The following is a 16,678-nucleotide window of genomic DNA, read 5'->3' as shown; positions in this document are numbered from 1 at the left end:
GACCTGCAGTCCGACCGTACGACGTGTCGTCCGGCCGGGACGACGGACGGGCCCGCCGGTGCGTACCGGCGGGCCCGTCGTGCTGGGTGGCGGGGGTCAGTGGCCGCCCGCGTCGACCACCTCGACGTCCTCGATGTTCTTCTCGATGACCTCGGCGGGCAGGGCGACCCGGATCGCCCAGAAGTAGATCGCCAGCGAGAACGCGGCGACCGCGGCCATGTCCCACCACATCGGGATCCGGCCGGTGCCGTCGCCGAAACCGCCCTGCCAGGAGACCAGGCCGAGGCCCAGCAGGTAGACCGGCAGCCACTGGGCCGCCCGCAGGTCCAGGCGGGGGGCGTTCGGCAGGCCCTTGCGGGTCGCGTAGAAGGCGTAGCTGCCGAGCAGGCCGTAGCCGACCACGATGGCGATGCCCAGGCGGGAGAGGGTGTGCCAGCCGGACCAGTAGATGATCAGGCTGGAGACCACGAACGAGGCCGGGGCGATGATCGCGCCGCCGGGCAGGCGGTAGGAGCGCTCGCGGTGCGGCAGCCGGCGGCGCAGCGCGCCGAAGGCCAGCGGGGCGCCGGCGTACATCAGCACGCTGGCGGAGACGATGAAGCCGACCAGCTCCTGCCAGCTCGGGAAGGGCAGGAAGCAGATGACGCCGGTGACGAACGACATGACCAGGCCGAACCACGGGGTGCCGCGCTTGTCGACGCGCTCGAAGAGCTGCGGCGCGTAGCCGTTCTTGCTCAGGCCGTACGCGATGCGCGAGGTCGACGTGGTGTAGATGAGGCCGGTGCCGCCGGGGGAGACGATGGCGTCGAAGTACAGCACCCAGGCCAGCCAGCCCAGGCCGACCACGGTGGCGAGGCCGGCGAACGGGCCGTCGATGCCGGGGAAGTCCAGCTTGTCCCAGCCGTTGGCGAAGGAGGCGGCGGGCAGCGCGGCGATGAAGACGACCTGGAGCAGGACGTAGATGACGGTGCCGATGGCGACCGAGCCGAGCACCGCGCGCGGGATGTCGCGCTTGGGGTTCTTGCTCTCGCCGGCCAGCTGGATCGCCTGCTCGAAGCCCAGCAGGGCGAAGATGATGCCGCTGGCGCTGACCGCGGTGAGCACGCCCTTGACGCCGAACGGGGCGAAGCCGTGCGAGCTGAAGTTGGAGCCGTGGAAGTTGGTCACGGCGAGCACGAAGATCGCGAACAGCGGGACGAAGATCTTCAGCCAGGTGGTGGCGCTGTTGGTGCGGGCGAGCACCCGGACCCCGAGGAAGTTGACCGCGACGAAGAGGCCCATCAGCAGCACGGCGACCACGAAGCCGCTGGCGGTGAGGGTGCCGTTCTCGTTGAGGAGGCTCTTCGCGAACTCCCAGTGCCCCGCGTAGCCGATCATCGCCTCGACCTCGATCGGGGCGACGGTGGCGGCCTGGAGCCAGGAGAACCAGCCGAACGACATGCCCGCGAGGCCGCCGAAGGCGTAGTGCGGGTAGCGCGCCGTGCCGCCGGCGACCGGGAACATGCCGCCGAGCTCGGCGTGCACGAAGGCCAGCAGGACGATCGCGACCGCGCCGATGCCCCAGGCGACGATCGCCGCCGGGCCGGCGACGACGACGGCGTTCTTGGCTCCGTAGAGCCAACCCGAGCCGATGATCGATCCGACCGAGGCCCACATGAGGCCGATCAGGCCGACCTCGCGCCGGAGCGAGCGGTGGGTGGTGGTGCCGGTGGTGCCGGTGCTCGATCCGGGCGGAGAGAGCTGGTTGAGGGAAGCCATGCGCAATCTCTCTGTGCTGTGGGAGCTCCGGCTGTACGGAGCGCGGAGAGTTGCCACACAGTAGGCGTATTCATAGACCTCTGCACAGATTTCATTACTGAATGTTTACCTACTTCGCGGGATATTCCCGCAGGTAGGAGGCCATGTGTTCATGTGCCCGTTACGTGACTCGTGAGTAGTTCCGCTATTTGAGCGCGAATTGAGCCTCGGTCCGTACTCGTGCAATATGGACGGCATCCCGGTTTATAGAAATCGGTCGGAGTGCATAGAAATACCGGCGCGTGGCGTGCCGGGGGCTGCCGCGTGCGGGCACCTAGCCTGGGGCGATGACCGACCGCCAGACCGGGCCGCGGCCGCCGGTCCGCTACCGACCGCTCTCCCCGCTGCGCGAGCACCTGCGCGAGTCGTTCTGGTTCGCCCCGCTGCTCGCCTGCGTCGCCGCCGTGCTGCTGGCCGGGCTGACCGCCGAGCTGGACGAGGCGGTGGTGAGCCAGAGCGTCGCCGACACCGGCTCGGTGGACGAGCTGCTGCGCTTCAACAGCGCCGCCAAGTCCGTGGTCTCCACGGTGAGTTCGGCGATGCTGACGTTCATCGGCGTGGTCTTCTCGATCTCCCTGGTGGCCCTGCAGATGGCCGCCAGCCAGTTCAGCCCGCGGGTGCTGCGGCTCTACGTCCGCAGCCGGCTGACCAAGGCCGCCTTCTCGGTCTGCCTGGCCACCTTCCTCTTCGCGCTGCTGGTCCAGTTCAGCTACGACGACTCCACCGACCCGGCCAAGCTCACCTCGGTGCCGGTCTTCTCCAGCGTGGTGGCCGTGGTCCTGGTCGTGCTCAGCCTCGCCCTGTTCGTGCTCTACGTGCAGTCCACGATGCGGCTGCTGCGCGTCCCGCACGTGATCGACCGGGTGGCCAACGAGTCGATGGCCGTCCTGCTCCAGTACCGCCTGATGCCGGCCGAACCCGCGCCGCCCGCACCCGCCGAGGCGTACACCCTGCTCCACGAGGGGCGCTCCGGCGTGCTGCGGGACGTCAACATCGGACGGCTGCTGCGGATCGCCCGCAAGCACGACGCGGTACTGCACCTGGTGCCGCGGATCGGCGACTTCATCGCCCCCGGGACCCCGATCGTCCGGGTGGCCGGCGAGCGCCCGCCGCGCTCGCGGCGGATCGCCCAGGCGCTCAACGTCGGCGTCGACCGCACCATGCACCAGGACCTGAGCTTCGGCTTCCGCCAGCTCGTGGACATCGCGATCCGCGCGCTCTCGCCCGCCGTCAACGACCCGACCACCGCCGTGCAGGCCGTCGACCGGATCCACCAACTGCTGGCGACGCTGCTCCACGAGAGCTTCGGCGACCTCTGCCACCGCGACCGGCACGGTGCGGTCCGGCTGGTCGAACCGGTGCCGGGGTGGTCCAGCATCGTCGACCTCGCCTTCACCGAGATCCGCCTCTGCGGCGCCGGCCACCCCCAGGTGACCCGTCGCCTGACCGCCGCGCTCGACGACCTGCTGCGCATCGCCCCGGACCTACGACGGCCCGAACTCCTGGAGCAGCAGGTCCTGTTGGTCCGCGCGGTGACCCAGGAGCAGGGCGACCCCGAGGTCCGTGCCTTCGCCCTGCGCCCGGACCGCCAGGGCATCGGCTGAGCGGCCCGGGCGCCGCGACGCGGGGTGACCCGGGGGCCCGGGGGCTCGGGTGCACCGGCCCGGGCCCCCGGGGGTTCTCGAGGGGGCCTCAGGGCACCGGCCGCAGGGTCGGCCGGGCCGGGACGAGGGCGCGGAGCACCAGATCGACGTGGACATGGGCCGCGCCGGCCCGGAGCAGGGCGGCCGAGACGGCGCGCAGCTCCTCCGGTCCCGTGCAGGCCAGCCGGAGTTCCAGGTCGGCGCCGCCGGCCAGTGCCAACCCGCTCTGCACCGCCGGGAGTTCGGCGACCAGCCGGTCGAAGTCGAGCGGGACGGGCCCGAAGCTCACCCGGGCCAGGGCCTGGAGCGGCCGGGCCGGCTCGGGCCGGGGTGCCTCGGGAACCAGATGGAGTGCGCTCACCGGCGCTGCAGCTGCGCACCGGACCGGGTGGTGGGACGCCCGGCCGCCGGGCGGGCGGCGCCGTCGGCGGACGGATCGCCAGGAGCCGCCGTGACGGCCGGGGCGACGGCCGGGGAGACGACCGGCGCGGCGACCAGTCGCGGGTCCAGGACGAGCTCGTCGACGCCGAGCGGCGCGGTGAGCGCCCGCAGCGCCGGTTCGCCGAGTTCGACGGCGGCCTGCTCCGGGCCGAGGAGCTCGGCGAGCGCACCCGCCGAGCTGAAGCCGACGGCGCAGCGGCGTCCGTCGCGCAGGCGGAAGAGGCGGAGGGAGGTGGTCCGTCCGGTGACGGTGACCGGGACGTGCCAGACGACGACGCGGGCCATGCGGGTGCTCCCGAGTGGTGGAGAGGGGCCTGCCGGAACTGCACCTCCGACGCTAGGACCGTCGCGGCCGGAGGGAGAACCTTCCTGACGCAGCGTTGACCGAATGCAGCGCCGCGTTGACGAAGTCCTGACGGTCGGGTGCACCGCTCATCGGACGCCCTTCCCTATCCTTCCGTATCCTTCCCTGTGCCATAGTGGTTTGCGTAACGAAGCGACAAGGCGAAGGAGGCGGCCGGTGCCGGAGCACCCCCCGGAGTACTTCTCGGTCGAGCAGGTTGCCGAACTGCTCGGACTGCACGTCCGGACGGTCCGCGGCTACGTCCGCGACGGCAGGCTGCGGGCCACCAGGATCGGCAAGCAGTACCGGATCGCCCGCCGCGACTTCGAGTCCTTCGCCGGGGGCCCCGGTTCCGACGGCCCCGACGCCACCTCCTCCGGGTCCGAAGGCTCGCCGCCCGCGGCACCGGGACCGCTGCACGCCGAGGCGTCCGCCGTGGTGCAGATCGACGGCATCGGCCTCCGGGAGGCCGCGCGGCTGTCGAACACCCTGCTCGCGGCGGTCTCCGGCCCGCGCGGCGGGGGTGTGCCGCTGCGGATCGAGACGCTGCACAACGAGGAGCGCTCGACCCTCAAGGTGATCGTCCTCGGCGACCCGGCCGACACCGCCGAGCTGCTCCTCCTCATCCACACCCTGACCACGGAGAACCGCCATGTCTGAGCCGCTCCCGACGCCCGCCCCCGCCTCCGCCCTCGCCGCCCCCGTGCCCGCGCCCTCGGCTGCCCCTTCCCCGGTCGTGGTGCGGCTGTCCGCCGACGGCCCGGTGGTCCGCGACCCGCGCGACGGCATGGACCTGCTCGGCGAGGCCTTCGCCGAGGACGCCGAATGGCTGGTCGTGCCCGCCGCCCGGTTCGGGCCGGAGTTCTTCACCCTGGGCACACGACTCGCCGGGGAGGTCACCCAGAAGTTCGCCCAGTACCGGGTCGGCCTCGCCGTGGTCGGCGACCTCTCCGCGTACACCGGGGCCAGCGGCGCGCTGCGCGACTTCGTCCGGGAGAGCAACAGGGGCCGCCAGCTGTGGTTCCTCGCCGACGAGGCCGAGTTCGACGCCCGGATCGACGCGCTGCGCGAGGCCCGGAACGGGGCCTCCCGGCCCTCCCGGTGACCTGTTCGGCTTGCCCCGCGAGGGCATCGGGCCGACCGTGGAGCTGATCCGTGCCGGGGGGAGGTGGAGCGGAGGGCCGGTCACGAGATATCTTGACGTCAAGACGTTGGAGACGTGAAGCGGAGTACCGATGACTGACTCGACCATCATCTATACGCACACCGACGAGGCGCCTGCCCTGGCAACGTACTCGTTCCTGCCGGTCGTCCAGGCGTACGCCTCGACCGCGGGCGTGAAGGTGGAGACGCGCGACATCTCCCTCGCCGGGCGGATCATCGCGAGCTTCCCGGAGCGTCTGACCGAGGACCAGCGGATCGGCGACGCCCTCGCCGAGCTGGGCGCCCTGGCCAAGACCCCGGGTGCCAACATCATCAAGCTGCCGAACATCTCGGCCTCGATCCCGCAGCTCAAGGCCGCCGTGGCCGAGCTGCAGGCGCAGGGCTACGCGCTGCCGGACTACCCGGACGACCCGCGGACCGACGAGGACAAGGACGTCCGCGCCCGTTACGACAAGGTCAAGGGCAGCGCCGTCAACCCGGTCCTGCGCGAGGGCAACTCCGACCGCCGCGCCCCCGCGTCGGTCAAGAACTACGCCAAGACCCACCCGCACCGCATGGGTGCCTGGTCGGCCGACTCCAAGACCAATGTCGCCACCATGGGCGTGAACGACTTCCGCTCCACCGAGAAGTCGACCGTGATCGGCGAGGCCGGCGCGCTGCGCATCGAGCTGCTCGCCGAGGACGGCACCACCACCGTGCTGCGCGAGTCGGTCCCGGTGCTGGCCGGCGAGGTCGTGGACGCCTCGGTCATGCGCGCCGCCGCGCTGAACGAGTTCCTGGCCGCGCAGGTCGCCCGCGCCAAGGCCGAGGGCGTGCTGTTCTCGGTGCACCTCAAGGCCACCATGATGAAGGTCTCGGACCCGATCGTCTTCGGCCACGTGGTCCGGGCGTTCTTCCCGCAGACCTTCGCCAAGTACGGCGCGGCCCTGGTCGCCGCCGGTCTGAACCCGAACAACGGCCTCGGCGGCATCCTGGCCGGCCTCGACGCGCTGGAGAACGGCGCCGAGATCAAGGCCTCCTTCGAGGCCGAGCTGGCCGCCGGTCCGGCGCTCGCCATGGTCGACTCGGACAAGGGCATCACCAACCTGCACGTGCCGAGCGACGTCATCGTCGACGCCTCGATGCCGGCCATGATCCGCACCTCCGGCCACATGTGGGGCCCGGACGGCCAGGAGGCCGACACCCTGGCCGTGCTGCCGGACAGCAGCTACGCCGGTGTCTACCAGGCCGTCATCGACGACTGCCGCGCCAACGGCGCCCTGGACCCGGCCACCATCGGCTCGGTCCCGAACGTCGGCCTGATGGCCCAGGCCGCCGAGGAGTACGGCAGCCACGACAAGACCTTCGAGATCGCCGCCGCCGGCACCGTCCGCCTGGTCGACGCCGCCACCGGCGAGGTCGTCCTGGAGCAGGCCGTCCAGCCGGGCGACATCTTCCGCGCCTGCCAGACCAAGGACCTGCCGATCCGCGACTGGGTGAAGCTGGCCGTCACCCGCGCCCGGGTCAGCGGCGACCCGGCCGTCTTCTGGCTGGACGAGACCCGCGCCCACGACGCCGTGCTGATCGAGAAGGTCAAGGCGTACCTGCCGGAGCACGACACCACCGGCCTGCGGATCGAGATCCTGGCCCCGGTCGAGGCCACCACGTTCTCGCTGGAGCGCATCCGTCGCGGCGAGAACACCATCTCGGTGACCGGCAACGTGCTGCGCGACTACCTGACCGACCTGTTCCCGATCCTGGAGCTGGGCACCAGCGCCAAGATGCTGTCGGTCGTCCCGCTGATGAACGGCGGCGGCCTGTTCGAGACCGGCGCCGGCGGCTCCGCCCCGAAGCACGTCCAGCAGCTGGTCAAGGAGAACTACCTGCGCTGGGACAGCCTGGGCGAGTTCTTCGCGCTGGCCGCCAGCTTCGAGCACCTGGCCCGCACCACCGGCAACGCCCGCGCCCAGGTGCTGGCCGACACCCTGGACCGCGCCACCGGCACCTTCCTCAACGAGGACAAGTCGCCGAGCCGCCGCCTCGGTGGCATCGACAACCGCGGCAGCCACTTCTACCTGGCCATGTACTGGGCCCAGGAGCTGGCCGGCCAGACCGAGGACGCCGCCCTGGCCGAGGCCTTCGCGGGCCTCGCCAAGACGCTGACCGAGCAGGAGGCGGCCATCGTCGAGGAGCTCGTCGCCGTGCAGGGCACCGCGGTCGAGCTCGGCGGCTACTTCCAGCCGGACCCGGCCAAGGCCGCGGCCGTGATGCGTCCGTCGAAGACGCTCAACGAGGCGATCGCCAACCTCGGCTGATCCCACCCGCACCGCGCACGACCCGGGAGGCCCCGGGAGTCCGTACCGACGGACTCCCGGGGCCTCCCGGCGTTCCACCGCCCGGGGGCGGCGGCGGGTTCAGTGCCCCTCGCCGTCCGGGCGGGCCTGCCGGGGCAGCAGGAAGGCGATCACGAAGGCCGCCGCGAGCAGCGCGGCGACCAGGCCGTAGGTCAGGCCGGCCGCGTGCCCGAAGCCGTCGGTGCGGGCCCAGCCGAAGAAGGCGGTGCCGAGCAGGGCGACACCCATCGAGCCGCCCAGCTGCTGCTGGGCGTTGAGGACACCGGAGGCGGAGCCGGTCTCGGACTCCTCGACCCCGGCCAGCGCGATGTCGAAGAACGGGGCCATGATCAGGCCGAGGCCGAGGCCGGCCAGGGCGAGTGCCGGCGCCAGCTGCCAGGACGTGAGGCCGTCGGCGCCGTCCACGGTGGCCCACAGGCCGAGCGCGCCGGCGGCGGCGAGCACCATGCCGAGGTGCAGCACCCGGCGGCCGTACCGGGGAGCCAGCAGGGCGCCGGAGAGCACGGCGCCGACGACCACGCCGATCGAGAGCGGGATCATCGACAGTCCGGCGTGCAGCGGTGTCCAGCCCAGGCCGAGCTGGAGGTGGAGGGTGAAGACCAGCATCAGGCCGGAGAGGGCGGCGAAGAAGACCAGCCCGGTGGCGAGAGCCGAGACGAAGGCCCGCTTGCCGAAGAGCGAGGGCTCGATCAACGGGGTGCCGCCGCGGCGCAGGACGCCGCGCTGCTGGACGGTGAAGAGCCAGGCCGTCGGCACCGAGGCGGCCATCGAGAGGAAGGTCCACAGCGGCCAGCCGAGCTCGCGGCCCTGCACCAGCGGGTAGACCAGCAGCAGGACGGCCACGCCGAGCAGGAGCACGCCGACCGGGTCGATCCTCCCGGTGCCGGTGTTGGTGCCGGCACCCGGCATGCTTCGGGTGGTGCGGTCGGCGGGCAGGATCCGCCCGGCGGCGAACACGGCGAGCAGGCCCACCGGCAGGTTGATCAGGAAGACCGCCCGCCAGCCGAGGCCGAACCAGTCGGCCCCGGTGAGGTAGCCGCCCAGGGTCGGGCCGAGCACCGAGGAGAGCCCGAGGATCGGGCCGAACAGGCCGAAGGCGGCGCCGAGCTCCTTGGGCGGGAACATCGCCTTGATCAGCCCCAGCCCCTGCGGGATGAGCAGCGCCGCGAACAGGCCCTGCACGGTGCGGGCGGCGATCAGGGTGCCGGCGCCGGGCGCGGCCGCGCAGAGCACCGAGGCGAGGGTGAAGCCGGCCGCGCCGAGGACGAACAGGCGCTTGCGGCCGAGGAGGTCGCCGAGCCGGCCGCCGGTGATCAGCAGGACGGCGAAGGCGAGCGTGTAGGAGGCGGTGATCCATTGGATCTGGGCGTCACTGCCGCCGAGGTCCTGCCGGACGGCGGGGGCGGCGACGCCGACGATCGTGGTGTCGAGGAGGTCCATCACCTCGGCGGCGAGGATGACGGCGAGTCCCGCCCAGCGCAGCCGGTAGCCGGTGGACGGCGTTCCGGTGGGCGCGGGCGGGGCGATCTGACTGGTCATGGGGAGGTCTCCGGAGCGAGAGCCAGTGACGAACGGCGTTCGTCATCACGAACACTGTTTTCTTGAACGAACAGTGTTCTCCCATGGAACGGTGTTCGTGTCAAGTACTGTGGGTCCTGTCACCGACCACGAAGGAGCCCCCATGACCAGTCCCGCCCCGCGCTCCGGCTGGCCCGAGCACTGGCAGGACAGGGAGCGGGCACCCCGGCGGCAGCCGCTGAGCAGGGAGCGGATCGTCGAGGCGGCGCTGCGGATCGTCGACACCGAGGGCATGGACGCCCTGAGCATGCGGCGGGTCGGCCAGGAGCTCGGCACCGGCGCGGCCAGCCTCTACGCCCACGTCGGCTCCAAGGAGGAGCTGGTCGAGCTGGTCCTCGACCTCGCCTACGCCGACATCGAGCTGGAGGAGGCCGACCCGGCCCGCTGGGAGGAGCAGATCAAGGGCCTGCTGCGGCGCTCCCGCGAGGCGCTGCTCTCGCACCGGGATCTGGCCAAGGCCGCCGTGGTCGCCAACGTCCCGATCACCCCGCACGCGATGGACATCGCCGAGGCCATGCTCGCCATACTGCGGGCCGGCGGCCTGGACGAGCAGACCGCCGCCTACGGGGTCGACCTGCTGGGCCTGTACACCACCGCGACCGCCTTCGAGGCCTCCACCCGGGGCGGGGGCAACACCGAGGAGTTCACCGAGCGGATCCACGACTACTTCGCGACCATCCCGACCGAGCGCTATCCGATGATCACCTCTTTGGCCGCCGCGCTCACCCGCAACGTCGGCGACGAGCGCTTCGAGTTCGGCCTGGACATCCTGGTCGCCGGCCTCGCCCGGCAGTCCCCGCGCGGCGCCTGAGCCCGGGCCCCTCCGGAGGCGACAGGGCCCGGGCACGACGGAGCCCCCGTCCGTGATCGGACGGGGGCTCGTCGAAGGTCTGCCGCCGGTGCGGCCGGATCAGCCGGCGTCGGCCGCCGGTCGCCGGTTGCGCTGGTCCAGCGAGGCCAGGTAGGCGTTGTACGCCGCCAGCTCGGCGTCACCGCTGCGGTCCTCGGCGCGGTCCCGGCGGCGCGAGAGCCGCTCCTCCGAGCGCATCCACTGGTAGACCAGCGCGATCAGCACGATCGCGGTCGGGATCTCGCCGAACGCCCAGGTGATGCCGCCGGCCAGCTTCTGGTCCGCCAGGAGGTCGGTGCCGGGCGGCGCCCCTTCGGTGGTGAAGGTCTTGACCAGCTGGTGGTTGGCCATCATCACCGCGACGCCGAAGAAGGCGTGGAACGGCATGCCCATGAACAGCTCGATGATCCGCATCACATGGCCCGGCCGGTGGGGGCCCGGGTCCACGCCCATGATCGGCCAGAAGAACACCAGCCCGGTCGCCAGGAAGTGCACCATCATGGCGATGTGCCCGAGCCGGTACTGCATGAGGAAGTCGAACAGCGGGGTGAAGTAGACGCCGTACAGGCTCGCGATGAACAGCGGGATGGTGAAGCCCGGGTGCGAGATCACCTTCACGTAGGTCGAGTGCAGCAGCGCCACCAGCAGCTCGCGCGGCCCGCGCGGACGCCCCTTGCCGGCCGGCCGCAGCGCGCGCAGCGCCAGGGTGATCGGCCCGCCGAGCAGCAGCAGGATCGGCGACAGCATGGAGAGCACCATGTGCTGGATCATGTGCGCGCTGAACAGCACCATGCCGTAGTCGTTGAGCCCGGTGCAGGTGACCAGGATCACCGAGCCGATGCCCAGCACCCAGGCGACCGTGCGCCCGACCGACCAGCTGTCCCCGCGCCGCCGCAGCCGGACCACGCCGAGCAGGTACAGCGCGAGCCCGGCCAGGGCGGCCGCCAGGAACACCCAGTCGGGCGACCAGGTGAGCACATTGGAGAGCGTGAAGGGTCCCAGCTCGGTCATCCCGCCGTGGTGGTGCATGCCTGACATTCCGTCGCCCATCGGCGGGTCCTGCTTTCCGTCCTCGCGGTCCCTGGCTGGGTCCGGTTCGCCCGTTTTGCTTCGTCGTACAGCCTAGGCGGGCCTTACCCCGGCCGGCCCCCCGGCCCCCTGCCGGAGGGCTCAGCCCTTGGGAACGAGAGTGTTGCCGTTGGTGCGGCCGGCGGCGAAGTCGTCGACGTTGCGGACGGTGGCGTCGATGATCCGGCCGACGGCGGTGCGGGCCCGCCGTCGCCGTCGTCGTCAGGTGTCGGAGTAGCCGAGGTCGCCGATGGTCCAGCTGCTGATGTCCTCGATGGCGATGCGGTACATGCCGCCGGTGTGGGGCAGCGCGAAGTCGCCCTGAAGGATCTTCGCCCGGTGGAGGTGCAGGTGGGTCGGCCGTGCCGGTGGGCCGTCGGCGGGCGGTGCGAAGAGGGCGGCGAACGGCTTCAGGTGCTCCGAGGTCTGGAGGACCTCCGCCACCCGCTCCCACCACAGGGACACCGGCGCGAGCCTGCCGGTGATCACCCCCGGACCCGGCACGGCCCGGCGACCCGTCGGCTCAGGCCCGGCCGTCCGGCGATGGCATGGCCCAGCGGATCGTCCGTACCACCATCGCCCCCAGCGGGCCGGCCGCCGCGTCGAGCCCGGCGGAGGCCGGGAGTCCCAGCAGGGCACGGTAGCGCGGCTCGAGGAGGGCGAGTGCCGAGGCGCAGAGCGCGCCGTGGGCGGGGCGGGCGACGAGCGGGATCGGCGGACGGAGCAGCAGGAAGCGAGCGGCGTCCTCCGCGGCGGCGGTCGCCGCGAGTTCGGGGTGGAACGAGCGGAGGACCTCGGCGAGTTCGGTGCGGGTACGGGGCGGTTCGGGGACGCCGAGGTCGGTGGCGACCAGGGCCATGTCGGCCACGTACTCCTCGCAGCCGGCCGGGTCCAGAGGCGTGGCGCCGTACTTCTGGTGTGCACGCAGGAAGCAGTCGGTCTCGGCCGCGTGCACCCAGGCGAGCAGGTGCGGGTCGTCGGCCCGGTAGGGGACGCCTTCGGGGGTCGTGCCGCGGATGCGGGCGTGCACGGATCGGACCCGGCCGATGGCGGCGCGGGCGTCCTCGTCGGTGCCGAAGGTGGTGACGGCCAGGAAGGTGCTGGTGCGTTGGAGTCGGCCCCAGGGATCGCCGCGGTAGCCGGAGTGGGCGGCCACCGCGGCCATGGCCACCGGATGCAGGGACTGCAGCAGCAGGGCGGCCAGTCCACCGACGAACATGGAGGCGTCGCCGTGAACCACCCGGATCGCCCGGCCCGGGCCGAACCGCCGCGGTCCGGGCCGGGTGTGGATCCGGGCCCGCACCGCCGGGCCGTCGGGCCCGGCGATCCTGGCGAAGAGCGCATCGCCGAGCCGGCGGCGGCAGTCGGTGGGGCAGGTCGCGCTGCGCCGCGGCCCGTTAGCGGTTCCCTCGGCGGTCGCCCGGCCTGGGGCGGGGTTCACCATCCCGCGATGCGACCGACGGCGAAGGCCGCGACCGCGAGTGCCGTCACCAGGATCAGGGTCAGGGGGATCCACCCGGGCCAGGCGTCGTGGAGCTCCACGGCCTCGGGCACCGAGATCGCGTGGCAGGTGGACGCCTCGCACTCCGGCGTCTCGGTGGGCGCCGGTCCTGCGACGGGCTTCCTCGACACCGGTTGCTGTGTTGACATGACGACTCCTCAGTAGCGCGGGTCGGAGCAGGCGGAGGTGCTGTCGGGGGCGTGGGCGATCCGTACGGGGCGCCGGGTGCCGCCTGCTCGGACAACCCCGGTTCCCGGCGGCCCCGGTTCTCGGCGGCCCACGCCGGTCGGGCCCGGCCGAACCGCCCGGTTGGCTCGCGCGAAGGGCCAGGGTTCGGATGCTCACGTGTCCACCGTGCATCGTTTCAGGGCTGGAGGCACACTCGCAGCGTTTGTGCACCGCCTCGTCCTCGTGGTGCCCGGCCCGGCAGCCGGACCGTACGGCGGGAGACGGCCGACGCAATCCGCAGCGGCGTTCCGGAACGAAGCCACGAACGAAGCCACAACGGGCCGGCAGTCGGCCGGTCCGCGGACGGCGGGAGAAGCTCATGGTCAGAGTGCTGCGCACGGTGACCCTCGACCGGGCGGCGGACGAAGTGCTGCGCTACCTCGCGGACTTCGGCAACACCGAGCAGTGGGATCCGGGCACGGTGCGGTGCGACCGCCTGGACGGCGGTCCGGTCGCCGAGGGTTCCACCTGGCGCAACGTCTCGCGTTTCCGGGGGCGGGAGACCGAACTGCTGTACCGCTTGGAACGCCTCGCTCCCGACCGGCTGGTGTTCGTCGGACGCAACCGCACCGTGACGGCGACCGACGACATCACCGTACTGGCGGCCGGCGCCGGCGCCGTCCTCACCTATCGGGCCGAGCTGAGGTTCAACGGCCTCGCGCGGCTCGCGGCGCCCCTGCTCCGACGCGAGTTCGAGCTCCTGGCCGACGCGGTCGCCGCGCGCCTGCCAGTGGTCCTCGCCGGCACGTGACGACACCGGGCCGGGCCGACACCGGGCCGGGCCGACACCCGCCGAACCCGAAACGCCGGAGGTCCTTCGTGGAGATCGTGGATCTGAAGCTCCTGGTGGTCGGCGCCTCCGGTGCCATCGGCGGCGAGCTGGCGGCGGCAGCCGCGGCACGGGGCGCCCGGGTGGCGGTGGCCGGCCGGGATCCGCAGCGCCTGGCCCACGCCGCCCGGCGCGCCCGCGCCGGTCCCGGTCTCGTCTTCGACGCGTACGACCTCGAGGGGGGCCGCGCCCTCGGACCGAGGGCGGTCGAGCAGCTCGGCGGCCTTGACGCCGTCCTGGTCGCGATCGGCGCGGTCGCGTTCGGGCACTGCTCGCAGCTGGGCCCGGAGATGGAGGAGCACCTGATGACCGTCAACGCCCTCGCCCCCATGGCGGTGCTCGAAGGCGCACTCCCCCTGATCGGCCCGGGCGGGTCCGTCGGGGCGATCACCGGCGTGATCGTCGACCGCCCGCTCGGCGGCGCCGCCGCATACCGGGCCTCCAAGGCCGCGCTGTCGGCCTGGCTGGACACCGCACGTGTCGAGTACGCCCACCACGGGGTCTCGGTCCTGGACGCACGTCTGCCCCACCTCGACACCGGCTTCGCCGACCGGGCCCTGGCCGGCTCCGCCCCTCCGCTCCCGCCCGGAGCGGACCTGGACAGCTGGGTCGGCGCCGTCCTGGACGCCCTGGTCCAGGGCGCGGCCGTGCTGGCTCCGTCCGGGCGGCGGGGCGAACCCGCGGCCTCGCCGCCCACGACGGCCGGGCGCGTCCGGTGAACACCGGGCGCACACCGTGGCGGCAGGCGGCCCCGGGGCGGGCACCCGGCCGGGACTCACCGGGAGTACCCGCCGGCCGCTCGGCGCAACGCTGCGCGAACGCTGCGGATCGGCCGGACCGTTCGGGCCGCCGATGCTGGACGTTGGAGGCGTCCGCCTCCCCGTCGGAGAAGGGGGTCGTCATGGACCTCGGTGACGGGCCTCCCGCGGACCACCGCTCCGTTCGGGCGGGTCGCGCGGGAGCGGCCCGGTGAGCGGGCCCCGGCCGCACTGGCTGTTCGGGGACCAGCTCGGCCCGCACTTCCTTGCCCCGCACGGGCCCGGACCGGATCCCGACGCGCCCGTGGTCGTCGTCGAGGCCCGGTCGGTGTTCCGCCGCCGGCGCTTCCACCGGGCGAAGGCCCACCTGGTGCTGTCCGCGATGCGGCACCGGGCCGCCGAACTCGGCGAGCGGGCCCGCTACGTCCGGGCGGAGACCTACCGGGAGGGGCTGCGGCAGGCCGTGGGGGAGAGCTCCGTCACGGTCTGCCACCCGACGTCCAGGGCGGCACTCGGTCTGGTCACGGCGCTGCCGCGGGTGGAGGTGCTCCCGCCACGCGGCTTCCTGGTGCCGTTCGGCGACTTCCGCCGCTGGGCGGACGGCCTCGGCGGGCGGCGGCTGCTGATGGAGGACTTCTACCGGCGGGTCCGCAGGGCCGAGCACCTGCTCCTGGACCCCGGCGGGGAGCCCGTCGGCGGCCGGTGGAACCTGGACGCCGACAACCGGGAGCCGCCGCCGCGCGGGAGGTCCGTCCTGCCCGTGCCGCCGCCCCTGTGGCCGGAGGAGGACGAGATCGACGAGGAGGTGCGGGCCGACCTCGACCGCTGGGAGCAGTCCGGCGAGGTGCGCTTCGTCGGACGGGACGGCCCCCGCCGCTTCGCCGCCACCCGCGCCGAGGCCGTACAAGCGCTGGAGCACTTCGCGACCGCCCGCCTGCCCCACTTCGGTCGCTGGGAGGACGCCGTCCTGGCGGCCGACCCGTGGATGGCGCACAGCCTGCTCTCCGTCCCGCTGAATCTCGGCCTGCTCGACCCGGGCGAGTGCGTGCGCCGCGCCGAGGACGCCTACCGCTCCGGGGACGCGCCGCTCAACAGCGTGGAGGGGTTCGTCCGGCAGGTGGCCGGGTGGCGCGAGTACGTCTGGCAGTTGTACTGGTACCTCGGTGAGGACCACCGGAACCGCAACGCACTCGGCCACCGCACCCCGCTGCCCGACTGGTTCGCCGAGCTGGACGCGGACGCGGTACGGGCCCGCTGCCTCTCCCGCGTGCTCGCCCAGGTCCGCGACACCGGATGGACCCACCACGTCCCGCGGCTGATGGTGCTCGGGAACTGGGCCCTGCAGCACGGCTACGACCCGGCCGCGGTCACCGACTGGTTCCACCGCAGCTTCGTGGACGGCTACGACTGGGTGATGGTCCCCAACGTGATCGGCATGTCGCAGTACGCCGACGGCGGCACCACGACCACCAAGCCCTACACCTGCGGCGGCGCCTATCTGAACCGGATGAGCGACCTCTGCCGCCCGTGCGCCTACCGGCCCGGTGACCGGACCGGGGAGCGTGCCTGCCCGTTCACGGCCGGCTACTGGTCCTTCGTCCACCGCCACCGCGCACTGCTGGCCGCCAACCACCGCACCGCCCGCGCCGTCGGGGGGCTCGACCGGCTCGGCGACCTCCCCGAGCTGCTGGCGGCCGAGACCGCCCGCGGGAGCGCCGCCCCCTGACGGCCCGGGGCCCCGCCGTGCGGCCCTGCCGTACGGCGGACGGTCCCCCGGGTCGACGTCCGGCTCCACTCCGCTGGCGACAGCCGCCGGATCACCCGTCGGGTGCGAGGCTCGTGCAAAAGTCCCTGACGGTCGTCGGTTCCGGTGCGTCGGTGAAGAAGACGCCGGTCTCCTCCTCGTAGACGTCGAGGCCGACGCCGGAGAGGTGTCCGGCGCGGAGGACCTCGACGAGGGCGGCGCTGTCGACGAGGGGCGGCGGCGTCGATGAGGTGGTGGGTGGAGGGCAGCAGGGGGACGTGGAGGCTGACGAGGTCGGCGCGGGAGAGGAGTTCGGGGAGTTCGGTGTAGGTGAGGCCGAGTCGGCGACGGCCTGTCCCGCATGCCCGGCTCCCGCCCGGGCTTCAGCCCGCACTTCGGCT

The 16,678-nt window shown here is 72.9% G+C and carries 16 protein-coding genes and 1 pseudogene; 8 read left to right on the top strand and 9 right to left on the bottom strand.

Features of this window, described 5'->3' with window-relative positions:
* Positions 1–96 precede the first annotated feature (96 nt).
* Positions 97–1,656 carry an APC family permease gene (locus IF01_RS0127745; protein ID WP_369826326.1) on the bottom strand — a complete coding sequence of 520 codons (1,560 nt, stop codon included), beginning with the start codon at positions 1,654–1,656 and terminating at the stop codon, positions 97–99.
* 428 nt (positions 1,657–2,084) lie between these two features.
* On the opposite strand from IF01_RS0127745, the gene IF01_RS0127740 reads away from it, so the two are divergent.
* Positions 2,085–3,401, top strand: a complete 1,317-nt coding sequence (locus IF01_RS0127740) for a DUF2254 domain-containing protein (protein ID WP_030396287.1) — start codon at positions 2,085–2,087, stop codon at positions 3,399–3,401.
* 88 nt (positions 3,402–3,489) lie between these two features.
* On the opposite strand, the gene IF01_RS0127735 is transcribed toward IF01_RS0127740, so the two are convergent.
* A complete protein-coding gene (locus tag IF01_RS0127735; protein ID WP_030396286.1) occupies positions 3,490–3,801 on the bottom strand; it encodes a hypothetical protein in 312 nt (103 codons plus the stop codon).
* A complete protein-coding gene (locus IF01_RS42355) occupies positions 3,798–4,166 on the bottom strand; it encodes an SAV_915 family protein (RefSeq protein WP_037781310.1) in 369 nt (122 codons plus the stop codon). Before IF01_RS42355 ends, IF01_RS0127735 begins: the two co-directional genes overlap by 4 nt.
* A gap of 235 nt (positions 4,167–4,401) precedes the next feature.
* On the opposite strand from IF01_RS42355, the gene IF01_RS0127725 reads away from it, so the two are divergent.
* The 3 genes from IF01_RS0127725 to IF01_RS0127715 all read left to right on the top strand — a co-directional run bounded on the left by IF01_RS0127725 (position 4,402) and on the right by IF01_RS0127715 (position 7,682).
* A complete protein-coding gene (locus IF01_RS0127725; RefSeq protein ID WP_030396284.1) occupies positions 4,402–4,884 on the top strand; it encodes a helix-turn-helix domain-containing protein in 483 nt (160 codons plus the stop codon).
* Positions 4,877–5,329: a DUF4180 domain-containing protein gene (locus tag IF01_RS0127720; protein WP_078880361.1), complete on the top strand. Its 453-nt coding sequence runs from the start codon at positions 4,877–4,879 to the stop codon at positions 5,327–5,329. The genes IF01_RS0127725 and IF01_RS0127720 overlap by 8 nt, the downstream gene beginning before the upstream one ends.
* Before the next feature lie 130 nt (positions 5,330–5,459).
* Positions 5,460–7,682, top strand: a complete 2,223-nt coding sequence (locus IF01_RS0127715; RefSeq protein WP_030396282.1) for an NADP-dependent isocitrate dehydrogenase — start codon at positions 5,460–5,462, stop codon at positions 7,680–7,682.
* 99 nt (positions 7,683–7,781) lie between these two features.
* Here the strand turns inward: IF01_RS0127715 and IF01_RS0127710 are convergent, their stop codons facing one another.
* Complete coding sequence (locus IF01_RS0127710; RefSeq protein WP_030396281.1) at positions 7,782–9,260, bottom strand: MFS transporter; 1,479 nt, start codon at positions 9,258–9,260, stop codon at positions 7,782–7,784.
* Between the two features lie 142 nt (positions 9,261–9,402).
* Between IF01_RS0127710 and IF01_RS0127705 the strand changes: the two genes are divergently transcribed.
* Positions 9,403–10,110, top strand: coding sequence for a TetR/AcrR family transcriptional regulator (locus tag IF01_RS0127705; protein ID WP_037781307.1), 708 nt, complete (start codon positions 9,403–9,405; stop codon positions 10,108–10,110).
* Positions 10,111–10,209: 99 nt separating this feature from the next.
* On the opposite strand, the gene IF01_RS0127700 is transcribed toward IF01_RS0127705, so the two are convergent.
* The 4 genes from IF01_RS0127700 to IF01_RS0127685 form a co-directional block, all read right to left on the bottom strand.
* Positions 10,210–11,178 carry a cytochrome c oxidase assembly protein gene (locus IF01_RS0127700; protein ID WP_030396279.1) on the bottom strand — a complete coding sequence of 323 codons (969 nt, stop codon included), beginning with the start codon at positions 11,176–11,178 and terminating at the stop codon, positions 10,210–10,212.
* A 261-nt stretch (positions 11,179–11,439) separates the two neighbouring features.
* Positions 11,440–11,682 carry a hypothetical protein gene (locus IF01_RS0127695; RefSeq protein WP_375341004.1) on the bottom strand — a complete coding sequence of 81 codons (243 nt, stop codon included), beginning with the start codon at positions 11,680–11,682 and terminating at the stop codon, positions 11,440–11,442.
* A gap of 58 nt (positions 11,683–11,740) precedes the next feature.
* A complete protein-coding gene (locus IF01_RS0127690; protein WP_078880359.1) occupies positions 11,741–12,661 on the bottom strand; it encodes an oxygenase MpaB family protein in 921 nt (306 codons plus the stop codon).
* Positions 12,655–12,867: a hypothetical protein gene (locus IF01_RS0127685; protein WP_157855369.1), complete on the bottom strand. Its 213-nt coding sequence runs from the start codon at positions 12,865–12,867 to the stop codon at positions 12,655–12,657. Before IF01_RS0127685 ends, IF01_RS0127690 begins: the two co-directional genes overlap by 7 nt.
* A 398-nt stretch (positions 12,868–13,265) precedes the next feature.
* On the opposite strand from IF01_RS0127685, the gene IF01_RS0127680 reads away from it, so the two are divergent.
* The 3 genes from IF01_RS0127680 (at position 13,266) to IF01_RS0127670 (ending at position 16,259) form a co-directional block, all read left to right on the top strand.
* Positions 13,266–13,697: an SRPBCC family protein gene (locus IF01_RS0127680; protein ID WP_030396275.1), complete on the top strand. Its 432-nt coding sequence runs from the start codon at positions 13,266–13,268 to the stop codon at positions 13,695–13,697.
* A gap of 68 nt (positions 13,698–13,765) precedes the next feature.
* Complete coding sequence (locus tag IF01_RS0127675) at positions 13,766–14,494, top strand: SDR family NAD(P)-dependent oxidoreductase (RefSeq protein WP_051756329.1); 729 nt, start codon at positions 13,766–13,768, stop codon at positions 14,492–14,494.
* Between the two features lie 250 nt (positions 14,495–14,744).
* A complete protein-coding gene (locus tag IF01_RS0127670; RefSeq protein ID WP_030396273.1) occupies positions 14,745–16,259 on the top strand; it encodes a cryptochrome/photolyase family protein in 1,515 nt (504 codons plus the stop codon).
* Positions 16,260–16,407: 148 nt separating this feature from the next.
* Here IF01_RS0127670 and IF01_RS45970 read toward each other — a convergent pair.
* Positions 16,408–16,618, bottom strand: a pseudogene (locus IF01_RS45970) (NAD(P)-dependent oxidoreductase); the annotation flags it as partial.
* Between the last annotated feature and the right edge of the window lie 60 nt (positions 16,619–16,678).

The sequence above is a fragment of the Kitasatospora purpeofusca genome, assembly GCF_000718025.1.
Classification (GTDB): domain Bacteria; phylum Actinomycetota; class Actinomycetes; order Streptomycetales; family Streptomycetaceae; genus Kitasatospora; species Kitasatospora purpeofusca.
The sequence above is the reverse complement of the archived record's forward strand: the minus strand, read 5'-3'. Positions and strand labels throughout refer to the sequence as shown.